This window comes from Actinomadura sp. RB99 (assembly GCF_014706005.1).
Classification (GTDB): domain Bacteria; phylum Actinomycetota; class Actinomycetes; order Streptosporangiales; family Streptosporangiaceae; genus Spirillospora.
Genome location: NZ_JABMCA010000022.1, coordinates 14811 through 36802, shown reverse-complemented (window position 1 = coordinate 36802; position 21992 = coordinate 14811). Strand labels below are relative to the sequence as shown.

The window sequence follows — 21992 nt, the reverse complement described above, 5'->3', positions numbered from 1 at the left end:
GGGCGACGCCGACCAGCCTGCGGCCCCGGCGGAACAGACGGCACCCGAACAGCGTTCTGTGGATAACCAGGTCAACGCATGGGCAGTGCGACGTAAAATCGATTCGCGGCAGCCATCGTCGGCTGCCCGATCGTGATCCGGTGGAGTGCCGCGGCCGGGTGCGCCTGACAAGGCCCCTGCCGGCCGGACCGCCGCGATGGAGCGGGATCCCCGATCGTCTGGCCGGAATCGCCGGACGCCCGATGCAACGTTGGGTAAAATCGCCATCACTCGCAGTTATGATCTTCCTCTCGCGCCGCCGAACGGGGACCCGGGGCGCGGGATCACCCTAGATATCGAAAGGCGAACGGCATGTGCCGACTGTTCGGGATGAGCACGGGCGGGCCCCGCGTCAGGGCGGCTCACTGGCTGCTGGACGCGCCGTCCAGCCTGCGGGCGCAGAGCCACCGGATGCCGCACGGCGCGGGTCTCGGCTGGTTCTCGCTCGGCGGTGAGCCCGTCCGCGACCGGGCGCCGCTGGCCGCCTTCGAGAACGCGGACTTCGACCTGCACGCCCGCAACGTCCCGTCGCACACGTTCGTCTCCCACGTCCGCGACGCGTCGGTCGGCGGCCTCACCGTGCACAACTGCCACCCGTTCGTCATGAACGACCGCCTGTTCGCCCACAACGGAGTGGTGAAGGGGCTCGACACGCTCCGGACCTGGTTGAGCGACGTCGAGCGCGCGCACGTCGCGGGCGAGACCGACTCGGAACTGGTGTTCGCCCTCGTGACCGCGGAGATCCGGCGGCACGGCGACACGACGACCGGGATCATCGAGGCGGTGCGGCGGATCGGGGCCGAGCTGCCGGTGTTCGCCGTCAACCTGCTGATCGCCGAGGCCGGGCGGCTGTGGGCGCTGCGCTACCCGGAGAGCAACGAGCTCTGGGTGCTGTCGCCGGACAAGGGCGGGTCGAGCGGACGCGACGGCGCGGCGGTGCCGGCCGTGGTGATCGCCAGCGAGCCGATGGACGACCAGCCGGGGTGGCGGCTGCTGGAGCCCGGTGAGCTGCTCGTCGTGGACGGGTTGACCGAGACCTCGCTGTTCCCGTTCGCGCCGCCCAGGCATCCGCTGCGCCGTGCCGACCTGTCGGCGCGGGAGGCCGCGTCGCAGCAGACGGCCGTCGCCGAGGAGCCCGTTCCGGGCGTGAAGATCGCCTCGCTCCGGGGCGCGACGGCGGGCGCCGGCGCGCAGGCGGTTCCGGTCCGCGGCCCGCTCGCGTCGCTGATCCTGCGGAACGCCGAGGCGAAGGCGGTCCGGGGCCCGTCTGTCTAGTTCCGACACGCCGTTGACCACGGAAAAGACCAGCTTCGGCCGATTTCGCGCGGAATAGTGTCGCATCAGGGGCGGATTCGGGGGGAATGTGTACGTTAGGTAGATCAACACTGCTGTGAGCTGCGGGGACGGCCCCGCCGCCCAGCTCTGGGAACAGGAGGTCCCCGTGACCCGAACGCTGTCGAGGGGCACCCGCGTCACCGGTGCCGAACGCACGCAGCTCGCGGCCGAGCTCGCGCCCCGCTACGCGGGCGGCGAGAGCATCCGCGACCTGGCCGCCGAGACGGGCCGGTCGTACGGGTTCATCTACAACGTCCTTAAGGAGGCCGGCGTCCCGCTGCGCGGCCGCGGCGGCAACACCCGGCGCAAGAAGGACTGACCCAGCTCCCTAAGCGGACACAGCCGAGCACGAGCAGAAAGAGCAGAACATGGCCGGACGTCCCCCTCGCCCCCCGGGGGGACCCCGCGCGCTAGGACCGGCGGGACGCCCCGGAGACCTCGGAGCGCCCGTTCAGGCTGGCGAGATCGGCCGCCGCGCGGCCGGCGACCCAGCCCTCGTAGTTGGACACCGAACCCGCCCGGCCCTTGGCCAGGTTGGGGAACATCGCGTCGACGGCCTTCTCGACGGCCATGTCCCGCGCGGCCAGGACGGGAAGCAGATCCTTCCCGCCGGCGTCCGCGGCCGCCCGGTTCGCCGCCTCACCGGCCGCGTCCCGGAGGCGCTCCCCGATGCGCGCCGCGTAGGCGTTGAGGAAAGCGTGGCGGAACGACCGCGTCCGTGACCGCCCGCGCGCGTCGCGGCGAGGCCCGGCGTGCACCATCGCCGCCGTCGCCTGCACGAGCAGCGATGTGAAGAGCATCTCCACCGCCGCGAGATCGGCGGGGAACCCGAGCACTGTGGAGAAACCCAGTTCCCTGTGCCAGACGGCACGGCAGCGGTTGGCGTCCGCCACCACGGTGAGGAGCACCGCCTTGGGCGCGTCGTAGGGATTGTCCACCGCGACGCGCCGCCCTGCGGGGCCTCCGAGGTCGCCGGTCTCGGCGGCGAGCAACGCGTGGTCGATGCTGTGCCGCGCTATGAGCTCCTGGGCGCGCGCGCTGAGCGCCTCGGCCTCCTCGGGGAACTCAGTCGACTCCGCCTTCGCGAGCAGGGCGCGGACCTTGCCGAGCATGCGCTGGTCAACGCCCTCGAACCCGTCCCGGACGGGCGTCTCCCGCAACGGCGTCCCCGGAGGCGGGCCGATGCTCGCCAGCTTCGGCAGGCATTCCAGCAGGTGGACGAGTTCGGCGCCGCAGGCGACGAACTCGGACCGGTCGATGCCTTCGCGCTCGCACCAGGCGTCCGGGTGCTCATCGTCGTCCTCCCACCAGACCTCGGCGCCGATGAGGGCGAGCTGCTCGCGCCACTGCGCGGCGACGGTGGCGGCGGAGTACGCGCGCATCTCGGCGGCGATCGCGTCGGTGGCGAGGCGGGCGTGCCTGGCGGTGCGGCGGCGGGCCGCGTACCGGACGACGTCAGCGGGCTGCCAGCCGCGCTCCCAGGCGAGGGCGACGCCGCGCTCCAGCCGGGTGGCGAGGCACCGCGCGGTGACGAGGGGCCAGCCCGGCACGTCCGGCCGGTCGGCCAGCGCGGCCACGAGGACGCCGAACGCGTCGTCGTCGCCCCGGGCCAGCGCGCGGACGGCCTCGGACGTCAGCGCCTCGGCCTCGTCCAGCGGGGACGGCCCGGGGCCGCAGGGCCCCGCATCGGAAGAGGACTCAGCCTGCCGTGGCCGCCACCACGCCTTCCGCACCGGTACTCCCGTCGTCGTCCGAGGCTCCGTCACCTGACCACGAGGCATACTGCCACGCACGGACGGGTGCCCGGGCATGGACATCCGTGCGAAACGGAGATTTCACCGTCGGTGCACCGCGACGGTACGGGTTACCGGCTCAGGTCCTGTCCGCGCATCTCCTCGACCACCACGCTCTGGTAGGCGCGGGTGGTGTCCGGGACGTAGCTGAGCCGTGCGAGGGCCTTGCCGTCGTGGTCCCTGATCTCGAAGTGGTAGCCCTCGGCGACGTCGCCGACGTGCGCCACCGCTTGGTCATGACGGAGCCGGCACATGGTGTCGACCTTCTCCAGCGCGACTTTCAGGCTGCCCGCGTCGCTGATGAGCCGTGCCGGCTCACTCGTCTCCCAGATCTCGAACATGGTCGCGTCCTGTCGGCGGTGGGTGGGAAGGAACGGGCGGGGCATTCCAGGCATCGGAGACAGCTTGCGCTGATTTGATGGATCTTTCAATCAGTACAGGTCTCGGATTGATCACTATTCGGAGCCGTCCACGGGCATAGCGTCATGTTCCCACGTGAGGCAAGTGTGTGCTTTCGTCTTCGTGAATCCGATCGGTAAGGTCGGAGGCGCAGAACCGAATCTGATTCGGAAGGGGCCGGAGTGGACTACCGCGTCGTGTCCATCGTCCGCGACCACGCCCGGGACCGGGGCGACGCCCCCGCCATCACGGGCGACGGCCGGACGATCAGCTACGCCGAGCTGGACGAGCGCTCCAGCCGGGCCGCCCGCGCGCTCCTGGCCGCCGGGCTCGGCGCCGGGTCGCGGGTCGCCTACGTGGGCAAGAACGCGCCCGAGTTCTTCGACCTGCTGTTCGGCGCCGCGAAGATCGGCGCGGTGGCCGCGCCGGTGAACTGGCGGCTGACCCCCGCCGAGATCGCCGCGATCGTCGCGGACGCGCAGGCGCCGGTGACCGTGGTGGACGCCGAGTTCGCCGCGCTCGCCGGGACGCTCCCCGGCCGGGCGGTGCCGACCGGCCAGGAGTTCGAGGCATGGCTGGCGGGGCATCCGGCCGACGACCCCGGATTCGTCGGCGAGCCCGGCGACGTCGTCGTGCAGCTCTACACCTCCGGCACGACCGGCGTGCCGAAGGGCGTGCAGCTCAGCAACGCCAACTTCGAGGTCGGCGAGCGGATGGCGCGGCGCTGGCGGCTGGACGGGTCGTCGGTGAGCCTGGTGCCGATGCCGCTGTTCCACATCGGCGGGACCGGCTGGGCGCTGGCCGGCCTGTACGCCGGCTGCCGCCAGGTGCTGGTCCGCGACATCGACCCGGCGGCGCTGGTCGACACCTTCGAGCGCGAGCGGATCACCAACGCGTTCATCGTCCCGGCGGTCCTGCAGTTCATGTGCCAGGTGCCGGGCGCGGCGGACCGCGACTACTCGGCGCTGCGGGCGATCACCTACGGGGCGTCGCCGATCACGAGCGAGGTGCTGCGGCGCTCGCTGGAGACCTTCAAGGCCCCGCTGTTCCAGCTGTACGGGATGACCGAGACGACCGGAGCCATCGTCCAGCTGGAGCCCGAGGACCACGACCCGGACGGCCCGCGCGCGCACCTGATGCGCTCGGCCGGGCGGCCCTACGCCTGGGTCGAGGTGAAGATCGTCGAGCCGGGAGAGGGCGCGGAGCGCGCGCCGGGCGAGGTCGGCGAGGTGCTGGTGCGGTCCACGCAGAACACCCCCGGCTACTGGAACCGGCCGGAGGAGACGGCCCGGCTGCTGGCCGGGGACGGCTGGCTGCGCACCGGCGACGCCGGGTACGTCGACGCCGAGGGCTACCTGTTCCTCACCGACCGGATCAAGGACATGATCGTCACGGGTGCGGAGAACGTGTACCCGATCGAGGTCGAGGAGGTCCTCGCGGCGCATCCCGGGATCGCCGACGTCGCGGTCATCGGCGTGCCCGACGAGCGGTGGGGCGAGACCGTCAAGGCCGTCGTCGTCCCTGCGCCCGACGCGGTGCTCACCGAGGACGAGATCATCGCCTACGCCCGCGAGCGGCTGGCGGGGTTCAAGCGCCCCCGCTCGGTCGACTTCGTGGACGCGCTGCCCCGCAACCCCAGCGGCAAGATCCTCAAGAAGGACCTGCGGGCGCCGTACTGGGAGGGCCTCGGCCGGACGATCGCCTGACCACCGCCCCGGGGAGGTCAGTCCTCGGCGACGGTGACGACGGTGTCCTTGGCGTCGGGCTCGGTGAAGCGCAGGAGGGCCTCGCCCTCGGCGGTGAGGCCGTCGAGGGCGGCCTGCGGGAGGGGTTCGAAGGGGCGCAGGCGCAGGGTGGCGACCTTGCGCTTGTACTCGGTCTCCCAGACGCCGCGTGCGAACCCGTCCCAGAGGAACACGGCGCGGACCCGGAGGTTCTTCGTGGTGAGCGACGGCCGGTGCGCGTCGGCGATGATCCGGCGGCGGTCGGCGTGCGCGAGGACCAGGCTGTCGAACTCCGGGAGGAACCGCGCGGGGGCCGGGACGTCCTCGTCCGGGCGGGGCGCGCCGGGCAGGTCGAACAGCTCCCGGCCCTTGTCGTCGGCGAAGACGGCCAGGCGCGGCCGCAGCCGTTCCAGGGTCTCGCCCGCCGAGCGCAGTCCCGACCAGGTCTGCGCGTCGGCCGCGGACGCAGGCCCGAACGCCTCCAGGTAGCGCAGGACGAGATCGTCCTCGGCGGCGCCGGCGGACGGGGCGGCGCCCAGCCAGCCGTCGGCCGACGCGAACTCGGCGGAGCGGGGAAAGCCCCACCTGTCGTCGGTCGGGACCATGACCAGCGGCACGCACATCCGGACGGCGTAGCCGAGCGCGCGGTCGTTGACGTCCGGGAACCGTTCCTGCAGGAGGGCCCGCACCTCGTTGAACGTGCGCGGGCGCTCGTCGAGGAGGGAACGGGCGGCGGGGACGACCTGTTCGAGGTCGAGGCCCTTGGCGCGGTCCCCGAGGACGCGCATCGCCGCGTCCAGCATCGGCTGCATCGACGTGCGGAACGCGAGGTAGTCGGACGCGGTCATCAGGTGCAGGGTCGCGCGCATCATGGTCGCGCGGACGAGCGTCCGGTCGTGAAGGGCCGCGTGCAGGTCGGACGCCTGGAAGCCCTCCAGCCGCGACCACAGCCCGATGAACGGCGGTCTGGGCTCCTGCGCCTGGATCCCGAACAAGCGGCCCACGGCGTCGGCGACCGGTACGCGCTCGCGCGCCAGAAGCAGTTGCCGGGCCAGCGTCGCCCTGTTGAGGGCCCGGACGCTGAGAGTGTCCGCCATCGTGTCCGCCTTCTCGCCGGCCCCGGCGGCACCCGGACGGTGCGGCGGGGATGGTCAGGGATGCCGACACTACCCAGGCCCTAGGACGCTCCCTGCACGTCGGCCACGCCCGCCACGTCGGCCACGTCGGCCACGTCGGCCACGTCGGCCACGTCGGCCACGTCGGCCACGTCGGCCATGCCCGCCACGTCGGCCACGCCCGCCACTTCCGCGATCGTTTCGCGGACGCAGCCTCGCAGCCACGCGTGCGCGGGGTCGGCGTCGTAGCGCGCGTGCCAGGCCAATGACAGCCGCAGGGGCGGCATGGGCAGGGGGATCGGGATCCGCACCAGCCCCAGCCGCTCCACCAGGGGCCTGTGCAGCCGTTCCGCCGCGAACCCCATCAGGTCGGTCTCCCGGACGACGAGCAGCGCGGTGCTGACCGTCGGGACGGTCCCGGCCACGCGCCTGGACCGTCCCATCCCGGCGAGGAGTTCGTCGATGGGCCCGGCCAGGCGGCCGCGCCGCGTGTTGGTCAGCTGCGTGGTCGCGCACCATTCGTCGAGCGTCACCTCCCGGCCCGCGAGCGGGTGCCCGGGGCGGACGACGGAGGAGAACCGGTCCTCCAGGACCGGCTCGACCCGGGTGTCGGTCGCCTCGGCCGTGATGATGCCGATCTCCAGGTCGACGGAGGCGCGCCGCAGGAGATGGGTGTCGCGCGGCCCCTCGCCGAGGAAGCGCAGGGTGACGCCCGGGGCGTCGCGTGCCATCCGCGCAAGGAGCGGCCCGGACAGGACGGCGATCGTGCCCTCCTCCGCCTGCAGGGTGAAGGTGCCCTCCAGCGTGCGCGGGGAGAAGGCGTCGTCCGCGGAGAACAGCGTGTAGGCGCGCTGGACGAGCTCATGCACCTCAGCGCGCATCGCGAGCGCGCGCGGGGTCGGCACCATGCCGCGGCCCGAGCGCACGAGCACGGGGTCGCCGAGGGCCTTGCGGATCCGGCCGAGGGTGCGGCTCATCGCGGGGCTCGACAGATGCAGGCGTTCGGCCGCCCCGGCGACGCTGCCCTCGTCCAGCAGGACGTCGAGCGCGACGAGCAGATTGAGATCCAGTGTGGATTGCACCGGACGCACTCCTCATGTGCAAAAGATGCATTTGAAAGCAAGTCACCGCAAGCCTACGTTGGAGATCGCGGAGGCGGCGCGCGCGGCCGGATCCCCGCCCCCACCTGTCGGCTCAGCCCTTTCCGGCGTGCCCGAGGCACGCCCGCGAGTGACTTCGAGGAACCCCTCATGACGATCGATGCCGTCCGCGCCGCCGCGCCTCCGGACCGGGGACGCGCCGCCCGGCGCGCCGTGCCGCCGCTGATGTCGGCGTGCGTGGTCCTGGTCGTGGCGATGGTCGCGGCGATCAACCTCTCGATCCCCAAGCTGTCGGCGAGCGGCCTGCACCCGTCCGCCACCGGCCTGCTGTGGATCGTCGACTCCTACGTCCTGGTGTTCGGCTGCCTGCTCATCCCGGCCGGCGCCGCGGGCGACCGGTTCGGGCGCAAGGGCGCCCTGCTGGCCGGCCTCGGCGTCTTCGCCGCCGGCTGCCTGCTGTCGGCGGCGGCGCCCGCGGTCGCCGTGCTGCTGGCGGGCCGGCTGGTCACCGGGGTCGGCGCGGCGCTCATCATGCCCGCGACGCTGTCGCTGCTGATGCAGGTCACCGAGCCGGCGCGGCGCCCGCAGGCGATCGTGGCCTGGACGGCCGCGACCGGCGTCGCGGGCGCCGTCGGCAACCTCGCCGGGGGAGCGGTGCTGGAGTGGCTGCCCTGGCAGTGCCTGTTCCTGGCCGGCGCGCTCGCCGCCGGTGCGCTGGCCGCGCTGACGGCCTGGCTGGCCCCCGCGGGCGAACGGCACCGCGCGGACCTGGACGCGCCGGGCGCCGCGCTGCTCACCGCGGCCCTGTTCGCGCTGCTCTTCGGGATCATCGAGGGATCCGAGCGCGGCTGGACGTCCGCGCCGGTGCTGGGCGGGTTCGCGGGCGCCGCCGTCCTGCTGGCGGTGTTCGCCGTCCACGCGACGCGCGCCGCGCACCCGCTGCTCGACCCGTGGCTGTTCGCCCGCGCCTCGCTGCGCAGCGGCGTGCTGGGCATCGGGGCGGCCTTCTTCTGCCTGTTCGCGCTGTTCTTCGTCAACGCCCAGTACCTGCAGTACGCCAAGGGGTACTCGCCGCTGGTCACCGGCGTGGCGGTCGCTCCGGTCGTGGTCGGGATGATCGTGGTCTCCCGGCGGAGCGTCGGCCTGGCCCGCAGGTTCGGGAACCGCGCGGTCATCACCTCGGGGCTGCTCGTCCTCGCCTGCGGGCTCGGGCTGCTCTCGCTCGCCGACGCGGCCACGCCCTACCCGCTCTACGCGGTGGATCTGCTGGTCATGTCGGTCGGCATGGGACTGTGCGTGCCGCCGCTGTCGGTCGGCGTCATGTCCGCGCTCCCGCCCGGGCGCGCCGGGCTGGGGTCCGGGCTGAACAGCGCGGCCCGCGAGATCGGCAGCGCGCTGGGCGTCGCGGTCCTCGGGACGGTGCTCACCGGCCGTTTCACCGGCGCCCTGCCGCCGGCCCTGGCGGACCACGCCCGCTCGGCGGGCGAGGCGATCGCCGCGGCGAACGCCTCCGGCGCCGGCGCGGGGACGCACGCCCAGGTCGTCTCGGCCTTCACCGACGCGATGTCGGCGGGCTTCCGCGTGGTCGCGCTGATCGCCTGCGCGGCGGCGCTGCTGGTCGCTCCCGGCCTTTCCCGGGCCGACCGGGCGACGAGGGCTGGTCGCTCCGATCAATGAGATATATCGTGTCCTTCCGAATATGAGATATAACTCGATGACCAGGAGGCGGCGATGGGCGTGGCGGAGAGCCCGCGCGGTGTCCGCGGCAGGCTGCTGGACCGGATGTTCGTCCGGGGACGCGTCGAGGACGTCCGGCCCGGGCCGGGCCGCATGCGGTGGATCGCCATCGGCGGCGTTCCCGGCCTGGACTGGACGCCCGGGCAGCACGTCCGCGTGCACATGGCGGACGTCACGTCCGCGCGGACGTGGGTCAGCGGCAAGGTGCGCGACGCGCTGCGCACCTACTCCGTGTGGGACTACGACGCCGCCTCCGGCGTGCTGGAGCTGTGCGTCATGGACCACGAGGGCGCCGGGCCGGGGGCGCGCTGGGCCCGTTCCGTCCGGCCGGGGGAGGAGGTCGTCTTCAACAAGCCGGAGGGCTCGTTCGTGCTGCGCCCCGCTCCGTACCACCTGTTCGCGGGCGAGGAGACGGCCTCCGTCACGTTCGGCGCGATGCTGCGCGCCGCCGGGCCGGACGAACCCGTGTACGGCGCGGTGGAGGTCGCCGAGCCGGAGGACCGGTTGCCGCTGCCGCGGAGCGAGGAGCTCGCGTGGTGCCGTCGCGGTGCCGCCTCGGCGGCGTCGTCGGAGATCCTCGTCGACGCGGTCCGCCGGCTCGATCTTCCCGGCGAGCCGGGGTTCGCGTACGTGGCCGGGGAAGCACGCACCGTACAGGCCGTGCGCGCCCATCTGGTCCGGGAGCGGGGCTGGCCGCGCAGATCCGTGCAGGTCAAGCCCTACTGGACGCCCGGAAGGCGGGGGATGGACTGATCGCCAACGAGCGTTGGAGGCGGGGGTTACGGGCCGATATTTCGCAAAATGCACGTGCATCAGCCCTTGCACCTGCACGCCATTCCTAGCAGGATTGCCCCGGACCCCCGCACGTGAACTCGCCGGAGATCGCGATGACCGCACACTTGAGCGACAGTGACCGACAGGCGCTGCGGCTGGCCCAGGATCTCCGCGAGGAGATGCGGGCGGCGCTGCCCCAGCTCCCCTCCGCGCCCTCGGTCTCCCCGTTCGTCGACCAGGGAGGGACGCCCAGCGTCCTGCTCCGGATGGACGCCGACACCGCCCGCGCGCTGATGGCCGTCCTGGCCGAGCGCCGCACGGATCGGACGGCTCCTCCGCTGCCCGAGCCGCGCCGGGCCGACGGCTCCCACGTCCCGCCGCCCGTGCCGCCGCCGGGCGCCCCCCAGGCGGCTCCCGCGCCGTACCAGCCGATCGTCGCCGCCGCGCCGTTCCCGGAGCCCGCCTACGCGCAGGCCCCCTTCGCCGAGGCGCCGGCGGTCAACCCGGTGTTCGCCGGCGGGACGGGCCCGACCCCGCTGGTGCCGTCGGTCTACCCGACGCACTGACCCGGGTCCCCACGTCCTCCCCCGGACCGCCGCGCGCGGTCCGCGGCCCGGCGCCGCCGTCATGGCCGCCGCCGGGCCGTCTCGCGGTTCACGGCCGCCCGGCGGCCGCCTCCGGTATCCACCCGGCCGGTACGTCCGGCCGGGTTTTCTTGTGCGCGCGCCCCTTCCGCGTATCGGTCTCACGGGCTCGCCGAGCCGATGTCGATCTTCAGTTCCGGGCCGCGCCCGCCGGCCGTCCGGCCGCATAAAAGATCATTTCCCTGGACATAAAGATCGTTCTTTAAGATCTTTCCGATCAGGGTGCCGACCTGCGCGTCCGCCCGGATCCCCTGCGGGAAAGGGGATCCCGCAGACCGGCCGAGAAAACGATCTATGTGGCCAAAGGTAAAGAAATCGCCCATTTGGCCCAAGTGCGGCAATGAGGGATATAGTCAACGCCAGGTCAAGGTCAAAGCACCGTTGACCTGGCCAATCGCATAGCCGTCGCCTCCCGCCCGCCAGGCGGGAACCCTCAGCCGAACCACGGCCGCACCATGCACCGGCCGTGACCGCGCAGGGCCCAGTGAGCCCCCGGTCGGCATCCTCTCCCGCTTCATCGAAGCCCGCGTCGCGCGCATGCCCGCAGATCGGCAGCGCGGACGGACGCGAGCTCGGCCCGTCATGTCCGCGGGCCGCCCATGCGGGGTCCTTTCCGCGGCGGCATTTCCGAGTCCCGAGTCTCGGAACCCCGTTCCGCATGCCCGGATCCCCTGTGCTCCGGCGCCGGAACGGCTGTCCTGTACGCCGAACTAAGGATTTTCATGCAGCAGCGGACGATCAATCGCGTGTTGACCGGTGTCACCGGCGCGGCTCTTGCCGGGATGCTGGTGGGCGGCGTGGCGGCCGCCAGCCACGACGACTCCGCTCCCAAGCCCGACAGGCTTCTGGCGCAGCAGCAGGACATGGCCGCGCTGAAGCAGAAGGCCCCCGAGAAGAACACCTCCTCCGAGACCCTGGCCGAGTCCAGTTCGAAGTCCGCCTCCAAGAAGCCGGACGCCAAGAAGCCGGACGCCAAGGCCTCCACCTCCAAGGACGCCAGGAAGAAGGCCGACAAGGGCCCGAAGGCGATCCTCAGCGGCACCACCACCGCGTCCTACTTCTGGGACGACGGTTCCGGCATCAACGGCGACACCGGCGCGCCCGCGAGCGGCAAGCCGATGCAGAAGGGCCTGTTCGCCAGCCCGAGCTGGCCCATGAACACCAAGGTCAAGGTCACCTACAAGGGCCGCAGCATCACCGGCTTCATCGGCGACCGCGGCCCGGGCGCGCCCTCGCACGACGGCGTCATGCTCGACCTCGACACCTACACCTTCCGGTACCTGCTGGACGGCGGCAAGCCCGACAGCAAGTACGACGCCGGCACCGGCGAGGGACACCTCCAGGGCGTCAAGTGGGAGGTCCTGTCGTGGGGCTCGGGCGCGGGCACCAAGGGCGAGCCGCAGCCTCTGGGCTGACCGTTCGCGAGCGGATTCACGGGCCACTTCTCAGCGACGGTTCGTGAGCCGCGCCGCACGACCCTCTCCGGCGTGACCGCCGGAACGCATGGAACGGGAACGCCCCGGCGAGTCGAACGATCGCCGGGGCGTTCTCCTGCATGAGCGGCGCCGGTCTCAGGCGGCGCCGTCCGGCCGGCGCGCGGCCAGCAGGCGGTACAGCGCCTCCGCGGCGGCGCCGACGCGCGCGACCGAGCACGTCTCGTCGGTCACATGCGCCTGCTCGGAGTCGCCCGGCCCGTAGATCACCACGTCCGGTCCGCCGAGCAGGCCCGCGAGGACGGACGCGTCGGTGAAGTAGGTCGCGTACTCCGGGACGGCCCCGGAGGAGCCGGGGGCGAGCAGGTCCAGGACCTCCGGCATGCCCGGGGCCGCCGGGTCGGTGGCGACGCCGGGAAGGTCCACGAGCCGTTCGAGCTCGACCTCCTCGCCGCACAGCCCGGAGACCACCGCGACCGCCTCGTCCGCGCCGAAACCGGGGACGGTGCGGACGTCCAGCCGCATCTCGGCGCGGTCGGGCACCAGGTTCGGCTGCACCCCGGAACGGAAGGTGCCCACGTTGACCGTCGCGGGCCCGTGCGTCGGGCTCACCGGCCAGTCCGCGTGCGCGTGCACGCGGACCGCCGCGGCGGCCAGCGCGGCGAGGGCGTTGCGGCCGAGCTCGGGCCGGGAGCCGTGCGCGGACACGCCCCGCGCCGTGGCCTTCAGCCAGAGCGTGCCCTTGTGGCCGAGGACCGTCCGGTTCCCGGTCGGCTCGGCGACGATCAGCAGGTCCGTGGCGGCGAGGGCGGCCGGGTCCAGGACCGCCGCGCCGTCGCACCCGGTCTCCTCGCCGAAGGTGAACACCATCTGGGGCGCGGGCAGCCCGTCGCGGACCGCCCGGACGGCCGCCTCGACCTGGCAGGCGACGCCCGCCTTCATGTCGCTGCTTCCCCGCCCGAGCAGGCGCCCGTCCCGGACGTCGCCGGACAGCGGGTCGAACGACCAGCCGGACGCGTCGGCGGGCACGGTGTCGAGGTGCCCGGTGAACGTGACCGGGACGCGCGGCGCCTCGGGCCCGTACCGGGCCACGACGTTCGCCCGCCCCTCGGCGGGCTCGTCCACCCGGACGGCGAATCCCGCGCCGTCCAGCACGTCCGCGACGAGGTCGGCGGCCCGCCGCTCACCGCCGCCCCGGGTGTCGATCCGCACCAGCCGGCGCGCGAGCTCGAGCGCGTCGCCCATCTCCTGACCTCCCTCTCCGGGCCCGGCCGGGCGGCCGGGACGTCTCAGGCCCGTGCCCGCGTGCTCTCCCGGACCACCAGGGTCGGGACGAGCGCGATGTGCGCCGACGGCCCGCGGTCCCCGTCGGCCTCGCCGGCGGCCGCGGCCAGCAGCCGCACCGCCTCGGTCGCGATCCGGTCGCGCGGCTGGTCGACGGTGGTGAGCGCGGGCTCGCTGAGCCGCGAGAACTCGATGTTGTCGTATCCCGTGACCTGGACCCGGCCCGGGACGTCCACGCCGTGCGCCCGGCAGGCCCGGGTCACGCCGAGCGCGATCAGGTCGTCGGCGCACACGATGGCGTCGGGCAGGTCGCCGGCGGCGATCAGCCGCGCGGCGGCCGTCTCGCCCCATTCCACGCTGTAGTCGCCGAGCAGGATCTGGTCCGGGTGCACGGCGATGCCGAGGTCCTCGGACCGGCGGCGGAACCCGGCGAAGCGCTGCTCGGTGGAGGAGTTGGTCAGCAGCGAGCCGGCGAACGCCGCCGACCGCGCCCCGCCCGCGTGCAGGTGGTCCATGACCTGGCGCATCGCGGCGACGTCGTCGACGCCGACCCAGTCGGTGCTGGTGCCGCCGACGAACCGGTCGAGCTGGACCAGGGGGAGCCGCCCGGCGGTCTCCTGGACGGCGGCGCCGCTGAGCGTGCCGTGGCTCGGGCTGACGATGATGCCGTCGACGTTGCGGGCGACGAGGGTGGCCAGCCGCCGCGCCTCGACCTCGGGGTCGGACCGCGCGTCGCAGAGCAGCAGCTCCTTGCCCTCGCGGCCGAGGGCGTGCTCGACGCTCTCCACCAGCGAGGTGAAGAACGGGTTGGAGATGCTCGGCACGACCATGCCGACGGTGTCGGTGCGGCTGTTGCGCAGCGCCCGGGCGATGGAGTTGACCTGGTATCCGAGGTCGTCGGCGGCCTTCCTGACCTTGCGCTGGACGGCCGCCGACACGGGCCCGCGGCCCGACAGCACGCGCGACACCGTGGCGGTGGAGACCCCGGCGCGCTCGGCGACCTGGGCGATCGTGACCCGCTGCAATCGTTTACCTCTCCAGCTTGGCGAAAGCCCGGGTGCTGGGCAGATCAACAACAGTCGACCCGATCATACCCCCTTGACGGCCTGCGGGATCCGTATCTACGGTGCAGGGCAACACGACTGCAATCGATTACACAGGAGGCGACATGGTGAGGGCGACGGGGAGCGAGCGGGCACTGGGCGTGTTCCCGCCGAAGCCGAACGCCGTCGAGGAGCTGTTCGGCACCCCCAAGGTCGTCATCGGCGCCGTGCACCTGCCGCCGCTGCCGGGCAGCCCGCATTACGAGGGCGTGCCGCTCGACGAGATCTGCACGTTCGCGATCGAGGAGGCGCGGGCCTACCTGGACGGCGGCGCGCACGGCGTGATCGTCGAGAACCACTGGGACATCCCGTTCCTCAAGCCGGGCGAGCACGGCTACGAGACCGCCGCCGCCATGGCCGTGGTGACCGACCGGGTCCGGCACGCGACCTCCGGGCGGGTCGGCGTCAGCGTCCTGTCGAACGCCGCCGAGTGCTCGATCGCCTCCGCCTGGTCGGGCGGCGCCGGCTTCGTCCGCGTCAACCAGTGGGCCAACGCCTACGTCGCCAACGAGGGGATCATCGAGGGCCAGGCCGCGCACGCCACCCGCTACCGCAGCCGGATCGGCGCGAACCCCGTCAAGATCTTCGCGGACGTGCACGTCAAGCACGGCGCGCACGCGATCGTCGCCGACCGGACCCTCGCCGAGCAGACCGAGGACGCCGAGTTCTTCGGCGCCGACGTGCTGATCGCCACCGGCTCGCGGACCGGCGACGCGGCCGCGCTGGACGAGGTCGAGGGCATCGCCGCGCACACCACCCTGCCGGTCGTCATCGGCTCGGGGATCAGCGCGGGCAAGGTCGGGGAGCTGCTGCCGGCCTGCGACGGCGTGATCGTCGCGTCCTCGGTCAAGGACAACGGCCGCTGGTGGGGCCGGGTCGACGCCGCCAAGGTGCGGGAGCTGACCGCCGCCGCCGCGAAGGCGGGCGTGGTCCTCCCATGATCGTGTTCTGCGGCTACGCCAACGTCGACCTCACGGTCGCCGTCCCGGTGCTGCCGGGGCCCGCCGCCCGCGTCCAGGCCACCGCGGTGCGCCGCGGCGAGGGCGGGATGGGGGCGAACGCGGCGGTGGCGGCCGCGCGGATGGGCGCCGACGCGCGCTTCGCGGGCGTCGTCGGGCCGGACGCGGCGAGCACCGCGTTCCTCGACGCGCTCGCCGCCGACGGCGTCGGCACCGAGTGGACGTCCCGGACCGGCGTCCTCACGACCGCGGTCGTCCTGCTCACCCCCGACGGGGAACGTTCCATCATCAGCCAGGACGACCAGGTCACCACCGAGCACGTCGCCGCCGTCGCCGCGCAGGCCCGCGCGGCGGGCGCGGACTGGCTCTACCTCGACGGCTACCGGTTCCCCGCGGCGGCCGGCGTGCTCGGCGACGGACCGCCCGGGGTCGTCGTCGACCTCGACGGCTGCGACGGCGCCGCGGCGGCCCGCGCCGCGCTCGCCGCGGCCGACCACGCGGTCGTCGGCCGCGCGCAGGCCGCCGTGTTCCTCGGCGACGACGACGCGCTCGCCTCGACCGCTGCCGAACATCGGGTAAACCTGGTGGTCACGGACGGTTCCCGGGGCTGGACGCTGTTCACTCCGGACGGCGGCCGGCACGCCGGCGCGGCGATCGAGGTGACCGCCGTGGACGCCACCGGCGCCGGGGACTGCTTCGCCGGCTCCTACTGCGCGGAACTGGACCGGGGCGCCGGCCCGCTGGAGGCGGCGCGGGTGGCCGCGGTCGCCGCGGGCCTGTCCTGCACCCGGCCCGGGGCGCGCGCGGGACTGCCGCATCGCGAGGACGTCCTCGCCTATATCGACTCCGCCGGAGCGCACCCCGCCGAGGCGAGCACAGCTCAAGCACATACGGCCCCCACGGACACGGTTCGTCCCGGAACCGGTCCGGACGCGTCCCCCGCGCTCGCGCGGCGCCATGGAGAGGAGACATGATGCGACGCACGGTGACGGCCGCGGTCGCGCTCGGCCTGCTGCTGACGGCGACGACCGCCTGCGACGTCCAGGCCCGCAAGGAGATCGCGGCCGAGAAGAAGGCGACCGAGCAGGGCCCGCCCCCGCCCCAGCGGATCGCGCAGGCCTGCAAGGTGCAGGGGCGCGCCCCGAAGATCGGGCTCGTCCCGATCAACCTCCAGGCGCTGTTCTTCAACCAGATCAACACGGGCGCCAAGACCGTCGCGGGCAAGGCCGGCGCGCAGGTGCAGGTCGTCAACGGCAACGACGACTCCACCACGCAGGCCAACGCCATCGACGACATGGTCGCGGGCCACTACGACGCGATCATCGTGGACGCGGTGGACACCGAGGGCATCAAGCCGGCGATCCGGCGCGCCAAGGACGCCGGCATCCCGGTCGTCGCGGTGGACGCCACCGTCGACGACCCGGCGGTGTCCACCCAGGTCGGCACCGCCAACGCCGAAGGCGGCAAGCAGCTCGCCGACGCGCTGCTGAAGATCTCCGGCGGCAAGGGCGACATCGGCGTGGTCGGCGCCCTCAACAGCACGATCCAGAACGAGCGGCAGAAGGGCTTCTCCGACGAGGTCACCGCGCACGGCATGAAGATCAAGAACGTCGTGGACGGCCGCAACATCCAGGAGAACGCGCAGACCGCCGCGGAGAACCTGCTGACCGGCAACCCGGACCTGCCCTACGCCTACGCCACCGGAGAGCCCGCGCTCATCGGCCTGGCCGCCGCCGTGGTCAGCCAGCAGCGCACCAAGGACCTCCAGGTCGTCGGCTGGGACCTGTCCAGCCAGGCGGTCGACGGGCTGAAGGCCGGCTGGATCAAGGGAGTCGTCCAGCAGAACACCTTCCAGTTCGGCTACGACGCGATGAACGCCGCGATCGACCTGGCGTGCAAGCGGTCCGCGCCGAAGGACGTCCCCGTCCCGACCCAGATCGTCACCCCCGCCAACGTCGGGGACTACCTGTACTACCTGGAGAAGTGATCATGGGCGATCAACCGCTGGTCACGCTGAAGGGCATCACCAAGTCGTTCGGCGCGGTGCAGTCGCTGCGCGGCGTCGACCTGACCCTCGCGCCCGGCGAGGTGCTCGGCCTCGTCGGCGACAACGGCGCCGGCAAGTCCACCCTGATGAAGGTGCTGGCCGGGGCGGTCCAGCACGACGCCGGCCAGATCACGATCGACGGCCGGGAGGTGCGGTTCGCCAGCCCGGCGGACGCGCGCCGCGAGCGGATCGGCATCGTCTACCAGGACCTCGCGCTGTGCGACACCCTCGACGTCGCGAGCAACCTGTTCCTCGGCCGCGAACCGCGCAAGGGCCCGTTCATCGACCGGCGCGCCATGCACGACAAGGCCGCCGAGACGCTGTCGGACCTGCACGTCCGGGTCAAGTCGACCTACCAGGAGATCGGGCACCTGTCCGGCGGGCAGCGGCAGGCCGTGGCGATCGCCCGCGCCGTGTCGTTCAAGCCGCGGGTGCTGATCCTGGACGAGCCGACCGCCGCGCTGGCGGTCGCCGAGGTCCGCCAGGTGCTCGCCATGATCAAGGACGTGGCGGCGCAGGGCGTCGGGGTCATCCTGATCACCCACCGGCTGCAGGACCTGTTCGAGGTCTGCGACCGCATCACCGTCATGTACGAGGGCCGCAGCGTCGAGGACGAGCCGGTGTCCGCGCTGGACATCGAGCGGCTCGTCGCCATGATCACCCGTTCCGGCAGCGAGCACACCGAGGAGGTGGCCTGATGAGCGTGCAGGCCCCGCCCGCCCCGACCGTCCTGGCGAAGACCCCGAGCCGCTGGGAGCGCGCCAACAAGGCGACGCTGGCGATGCTCGGCGTCACCGTCGCGCTGTTCGTCGGCTTCGGCATCGGCGCCGACAACTTCCTGAGCTTCGACAACATGTCGAACCTCGCCACCCAGGTGGCGATCACGCTGATCGTCGCGGTCGCGATGACCTTCGTGATCACCACCGGGCAGATCGACCTGTCGGTGGGCTCCACGGTCGCGTTCGTCGCGGTCGGCACGGCCGAGATGCTGAAGGCCGGCTGGGACTCCTCCCTCGTGATCGTCGCGGCCCTCGCGGCCGGGCTGTTCTGGGGCGCGGTCAACGGCTGGCTCGCCGCCTACCAGAAGATCCCGCCGTTCATCGTCACGCTGGCGACGATGTCGGTGATCCGCGGGCTCGCGCAGCTGTGGACCAAGGGGTTCTCGGTGCCGATCGACCGGCGGCTGTACGTCGCCAAGATCGGCGAGGCGAAGTTCCTCGGCTTCTCCGCGCTGGCGTGGATCGCGCTGGCCACCGTGGTGGTCGGCGGGATCCTGCTGGCCAGGACGCGGTTCGGCAACTACGTCAACGGCATCGGCTCGCAGGAGGAGTCGGTGCGCCGCGCAGGCGTGAACACCGCCCGGATCAAGATGGTCACGCTGATGCTGGCCGGGCTCGCGGCGGGCGTCGCCGGGCTGCTCACCGCGGCGCGGCTCGGCTCCGGCTCGGCCAACTCCGGGCAGGGCTTCGAGCTCACCGTGATCGCCGCGGTCGTGCTCGGCGGCACCGACCTGTTCGGCGGCCGCGGCACCATGATCGGCAGCATCATCGGCGCCGTGATCACCGGGGTGATCGCCAACGGGCTGACGCTGCTCGGCGTGAGCCCGTTCCTCACCCCGATCGTCACCGGGCTGGTGCTGCTCGCCGCGATCTGGCTGAACCTGCGCGGCCGCACGCTGTCCGAGCTGGGCGCCAAGCTGCTGGGACGGACATGACCGTGCCGTACCCCGGGCCGGGCGCTCCGCCGGGAGGCTCGCCGGGCGCGGTGCCGGTGATGACGGTGGCCGGGCCCGTCGCGAGCGACGGGCTCGGGCTCACCCTGACCCACGAGCACCTGCGCAACGACGTCCGCAAGGCGGTGAAGCCGGCCACCGACCCGGCGCTCGCGTTCCTGCGCGACGCCCGGACGACGCCGGGCCTGGCGTGGCTGCTGCGCGAACGTCCGTACGACTGCCTGGACCACTGCACGCTCGACGACGACGCGGCGATGCTGTCCGACCTGCGCGCGTTCGCCGCGACGGGCGGCGGCACGGTCGTGGACGTCACGCCCGGCGGCCTCGGCCGCGACCCGGAGGCGCTGCGCTCGCTCGCCGAGCGCAGCGGCCTGCGGATCGTCATGGGCTCCGGCTGGTACCTGGAGCAGTACCACCCCGCCCGCCTCGCGGACGCGGGGGAGGAGCGGATGGCGGCCGAGCTGGTCGCCGAGTTCGCCGGCGGCGCGGACGGCACCGGTATCCGGCCCGGCGTGATCGGTGAGATCGGGGTGTCGCCCGACTTCACCCCGGCCGAGCACGTCGCGCTGCGGGCCGCCGCCCGCGCGCAGCGGGAGACCGGCGTCCCCCTGTACGTCCATCTGCCGGGCTGGCAGCGCCGCGCCCACGAGGTGCTCGACATCGTCCTGGACGGGTACGGCGTGCCGCCGGGCGCGGTGGTGCTGTGTCACATGGACCCGTCCGGTGGCGACGTCGGCTACCAGCTGTCGGTCGCCGACCGGGGCGTGTGGCTCGAGTTCGACATGATCGGCATGCCGTTCCTGTATCCGGGCGAGGGGCAGTCGCCCGCCCCGGACGAGACCGCCCGCGCCGTCGCCGGGCTGATCGCGCGCGGGCACGGCGGGCGGCTGCTGCTCAGCCACGACGTGTTCCTCAAGAGCATGCTCACCACCTACGGGGGCAACGGCTTCCAGTACGTGCCGCTGCTGTTCGCGCGGCGGCTGGCCGCGCTCGGCGTCGCCCCGGAGACCGTCGACGGCCTGCTGCGCGGCAACCCCGCCCGGCTGTTCGAGTCCGCGGCCTGACCGGCCGCCGGCGCTCCGTGCCCCCACGTTTTCCCCATCCGAGAGAGAGGATCGATAGTGAGCCGCGTCCTGATCGCCGGCGAGAGCTGGGTCTCCCAGTCCACCCACATCAAGGGGGTGGACTCCTTCACCACCAGCTCCTACGTGACCGGTGTCGAGCCGCTGCGCCGGGCCCTGGAGAGCCGGGGCCACGAGGTCGAGCACATGCCCGCCCACCTGGTGCCGGCCGACTTCCCCGGGGACGCGGACGCGCTCGGGCGCTACGACGTGGTCGTGCTGTCCGACATCGGCGCGAACTCCATCCAGCTCGCCCCGCAGGTGTTCGAGCAGGCCGTGCCGGGCACGGACCGGCTCGGCGCGCTGCGCGCGTGGGTCGCGGACGGCGGCGGGCTGCTGATGGTCGGCGGGTACCTGTCGTTCACCGGCTTCGAGGGCAAGGCCGCCTTCCGCAACACGGCGCTGCACGAGGCGCTGCCGGTCGAGCTGCTCCCCGAGGACGACCGCGTCGAGCTGCCCGGGGGCGCGACCGCCGAGGTCACCGCCGCCGGCCACGCCGCGCTCGGCGGGGTGGAGGGCGAGTGGCCCGCGCTGCTCGGCTACAACCGGGTCCGCGCCCGGCAGGGCACCGACGTCCTCGCCACGCTGAACGGCGATCCGCTGGTGGCCGTCGCCGGGTACGGGAAGGGGCGGTCCGGGGTGTTCACCTCCGACTGCTCCCCGCACTGGGCGCCCAAGCCGTTCTGCGAGGAATGGGACGGGTACGCCCGCGTGTTCGGCGGCCTCGTCGAGTGGCTCGCGCAGTGACCCGCTCCCGGCGACTGCTCGACGCCTGCTCCGCGACGATGGAGCGGGCGCTCGCCATGCGCTTCGTCCGGGAGGTCGAGACGGGGGCCATCGGCGACCAGGAGTACGCCGACTACCTGGAGATCGAGGCTTCGTTCGTGGCGACGGCCGCCCGACTGCACGGGCTCGCCGTGTGGGACGCGCCGGACTGGACGGCGATGGAGCGCAACGCGCGGGCCGTCCACGCGCTGACCACCGAGCAGGCGGACTACTTCCGCGCCGCCCGCGCGGCCTGGCCCGTGGAGGCGCGGCCGGACGCCGTCGAGCGCGCCCGGATCCTGTCCGACTTCGCCCTGGCCGCGGCCCGTGAGGGCGGCTACGGGGCGGTGACGACGGTGCTCTTCGCCGCCGAGAGCCTCTACCTCGCCTGGTGCACCCGCGCCCACGCGGGGGGCGGCGCGCCGTCCGGCCCGATCGCCGACTGGGTCGCGCTGCACGCGACCGCGGCGTTCCGCGAAGGCGTGGACGCGCTGGCCCGCCAGGTCGACGCCCTGCCCGAGAGCGTGGCGGACGACCTGCTGGTCCGCTGGTTCGGCGGGATGCTGGAGGCGGAGATCGCCTTCCACGACGCCGTCTACGCCTGACGGCGGCCCGAAGGCCCCCGGCGCGCTCGCGCCGGGGGCCTTCGCCGTCCCGGAACGGCGTTTAGCATTCTCTTATATTTCTCTTCGCCGCGTTTCAGTCCGGTCTATGAATTGTCATCGGATCGGGCCGGTAAGTTCATTTCTGCAAGGCCGCGGAAGTGGCGAGAGAAATATGAAGGGAAGCCCGCATGAGCTTCAAGAAGATCGTTCCCAAGCCCCGCAAGCGCCCGGCCAAGCCGGTCCCGCCGAAGAAGCACCGCCGCAAGCCCGTCCGGCGGCCGCA

The 21992-nt window shown here is 73.1% G+C and carries 22 protein-coding genes; 15 read left to right on the top strand and 7 right to left on the bottom strand.

What is annotated here, in order from left to right:
• The first annotated feature begins 351 nt into the window (after nucleotides 1-351).
• Together amrb99_RS20760 and amrb99_RS20755 are read left to right on the top strand one after the other, a co-directional pair.
• Entirely contained in the window at nucleotides 352-1314 is a 963-nt protein-coding gene (locus amrb99_RS20760) for a class II glutamine amidotransferase (RefSeq protein WP_190858374.1), read from the top strand.
• A 166-nt stretch (nucleotides 1315-1480) separates the two neighbouring features.
• Entirely contained in the window at nucleotides 1481-1693 is a 213-nt protein-coding gene (locus amrb99_RS20755; protein WP_151538805.1) for a helix-turn-helix domain-containing protein, read from the top strand.
• A gap of 91 nt (nucleotides 1694-1784) precedes the next feature.
• Here the strand turns inward: amrb99_RS20755 and amrb99_RS20750 are convergent, their stop codons facing one another.
• A complete protein-coding gene (locus amrb99_RS20750) occupies nucleotides 1785-3107 on the bottom strand; it encodes a DUF2786 domain-containing protein (RefSeq protein ID WP_190858372.1) in 1323 nt (440 codons plus the stop codon).
• Nucleotides 3108-3238: 131 nt separating this feature from the next.
• Nucleotides 3239-3508 carry a hypothetical protein gene (locus amrb99_RS20745; RefSeq protein ID WP_190858371.1) on the bottom strand — a complete coding sequence of 90 codons (270 nt, stop codon included), beginning with the start codon at nucleotides 3506-3508 and terminating at the stop codon, nucleotides 3239-3241.
• 240 nt (nucleotides 3509-3748) lie between these two features.
• On the opposite strand from amrb99_RS20745, the gene amrb99_RS20740 reads away from it, so the two are divergent.
• On the top strand, nucleotides 3749-5272 hold the full coding sequence (locus amrb99_RS20740) for a long-chain-fatty-acid--CoA ligase (protein ID WP_190858369.1): 1524 nt from the start codon (nucleotides 3749-3751) through the stop codon (nucleotides 5270-5272).
• Nucleotides 5273-5289: 17 nt separating this feature from the next.
• Here the strand turns inward: amrb99_RS20740 and amrb99_RS20735 are convergent, their stop codons facing one another.
• Nucleotides 5290-6387: a winged helix DNA-binding domain-containing protein gene (locus amrb99_RS20735; protein WP_190858368.1), complete on the bottom strand. Its 1098-nt coding sequence runs from the start codon at nucleotides 6385-6387 to the stop codon at nucleotides 5290-5292.
• An 80-nt stretch (nucleotides 6388-6467) separates the two neighbouring features.
• Nucleotides 6468-7487, bottom strand: a complete 1020-nt coding sequence (locus amrb99_RS20730) for a LysR family transcriptional regulator (protein ID WP_206700033.1) — start codon at nucleotides 7485-7487, stop codon at nucleotides 6468-6470.
• Between the two features lie 168 nt (nucleotides 7488-7655).
• Between amrb99_RS20730 and amrb99_RS20725 the strand changes: the two genes are divergently transcribed.
• From amrb99_RS20725 to amrb99_RS20715, 3 genes are all read left to right on the top strand, one after another.
• A complete protein-coding gene (locus amrb99_RS20725; RefSeq protein ID WP_206700032.1) occupies nucleotides 7656-9182 on the top strand; it encodes an MFS transporter in 1527 nt (508 codons plus the stop codon).
• Nucleotides 9183-9236: 54 nt separating this feature from the next.
• On the top strand, nucleotides 9237-9995 hold the full coding sequence (locus tag amrb99_RS20720; protein WP_190858363.1) for a siderophore-interacting protein: 759 nt from the start codon (nucleotides 9237-9239) through the stop codon (nucleotides 9993-9995).
• A gap of 146 nt (nucleotides 9996-10141) precedes the next feature.
• Entirely contained in the window at nucleotides 10142-10582 is a 441-nt protein-coding gene (locus amrb99_RS20715; protein WP_190858361.1) for a hypothetical protein, read from the top strand.
• A gap of 179 nt (nucleotides 10583-10761) precedes the next feature.
• Here amrb99_RS20715 and amrb99_RS20710 read toward each other — a convergent pair whose 3' ends face one another.
• Complete coding sequence (locus amrb99_RS20710; RefSeq protein ID WP_190858360.1) at nucleotides 10762-10983, bottom strand: hypothetical protein; 222 nt, start codon at nucleotides 10981-10983, stop codon at nucleotides 10762-10764.
• A gap of 423 nt (nucleotides 10984-11406) precedes the next feature.
• Here amrb99_RS20710 and amrb99_RS20705 point away from each other — a divergent pair, with 423 nt between their 5' ends.
• Entirely contained in the window at nucleotides 11407-12075 is a 669-nt protein-coding gene (locus amrb99_RS20705) for a hypothetical protein (RefSeq protein ID WP_347256768.1), read from the top strand.
• A gap of 156 nt (nucleotides 12076-12231) precedes the next feature.
• On the opposite strand, the gene amrb99_RS20700 is transcribed toward amrb99_RS20705, so the two are convergent.
• Complete coding sequence (locus amrb99_RS20700) at nucleotides 12232-13338, bottom strand: M20 family metallopeptidase (protein ID WP_190858356.1); 1107 nt, start codon at nucleotides 13336-13338, stop codon at nucleotides 12232-12234.
• A 44-nt stretch (nucleotides 13339-13382) separates the two neighbouring features.
• Nucleotides 13383-14402 carry a LacI family DNA-binding transcriptional regulator gene (locus amrb99_RS20695; protein WP_190858354.1) on the bottom strand — a complete coding sequence of 340 codons (1020 nt, stop codon included), beginning with the start codon at nucleotides 14400-14402 and terminating at the stop codon, nucleotides 13383-13385.
• Between the two features lie 143 nt (nucleotides 14403-14545).
• Here amrb99_RS20695 and amrb99_RS20690 point away from each other — a divergent pair, with 143 nt between their 5' ends.
• The 8 genes from amrb99_RS20690 to amrb99_RS20655 are packed head-to-tail and all read left to right on the top strand — an operon-like array spanning nucleotide 14546 to nucleotide 21709.
• Nucleotides 14546-15421 (top strand): BtpA/SgcQ family protein, encoded by an 876-nt coding sequence (locus amrb99_RS20690; protein WP_190858352.1) that lies wholly within the window; start codon nucleotides 14546-14548, stop codon nucleotides 15419-15421.
• Entirely contained in the window at nucleotides 15418-16413 is a 996-nt protein-coding gene (locus amrb99_RS20685; protein ID WP_190858350.1) for a carbohydrate kinase family protein, read from the top strand. Before amrb99_RS20690 ends, amrb99_RS20685 begins: the two co-directional genes overlap by 4 nt.
• Nucleotides 16410-17426 (top strand): substrate-binding domain-containing protein, encoded by a 1017-nt coding sequence (locus tag amrb99_RS20680; RefSeq protein ID WP_206700031.1) that lies wholly within the window; start codon nucleotides 16410-16412, stop codon nucleotides 17424-17426. Before amrb99_RS20685 ends, amrb99_RS20680 begins: the two co-directional genes overlap by 4 nt.
• 2 nt (nucleotides 17427-17428) lie before the next feature.
• Nucleotides 17429-18184 (top strand): ATP-binding cassette domain-containing protein, encoded by a 756-nt coding sequence (locus amrb99_RS20675; RefSeq protein WP_190858348.1) that lies wholly within the window; start codon nucleotides 17429-17431, stop codon nucleotides 18182-18184.
• Nucleotides 18184-19200, top strand: a complete 1017-nt coding sequence (locus tag amrb99_RS20670; protein ID WP_190858346.1) for an ABC transporter permease — start codon at nucleotides 18184-18186, stop codon at nucleotides 19198-19200. The genes amrb99_RS20675 and amrb99_RS20670 overlap by 1 nt, the downstream gene beginning before the upstream one ends.
• Nucleotides 19197-20282, top strand: a complete 1086-nt coding sequence (locus amrb99_RS20665; RefSeq protein ID WP_190858344.1) for a phosphotriesterase — start codon at nucleotides 19197-19199, stop codon at nucleotides 20280-20282. The genes amrb99_RS20670 and amrb99_RS20665 overlap by 4 nt, the downstream gene beginning before the upstream one ends.
• Before the next feature lie 57 nt (nucleotides 20283-20339).
• Nucleotides 20340-21086, top strand: coding sequence for a glutamine amidotransferase (locus tag amrb99_RS20660; RefSeq protein WP_347256767.1), 747 nt, complete (start codon nucleotides 20340-20342; stop codon nucleotides 21084-21086).
• The gene (locus amrb99_RS20655) at nucleotides 21083-21709 is read left to right on the top strand and encodes a TenA family protein (protein WP_206700030.1); all 627 of its coding nucleotides are present in this window, start codon (nucleotides 21083-21085) and stop codon (nucleotides 21707-21709) included. The genes amrb99_RS20660 and amrb99_RS20655 overlap by 4 nt, the downstream gene beginning before the upstream one ends.
• The last annotated feature ends 283 nt before the right edge of the window (nucleotides 21710-21992 follow it).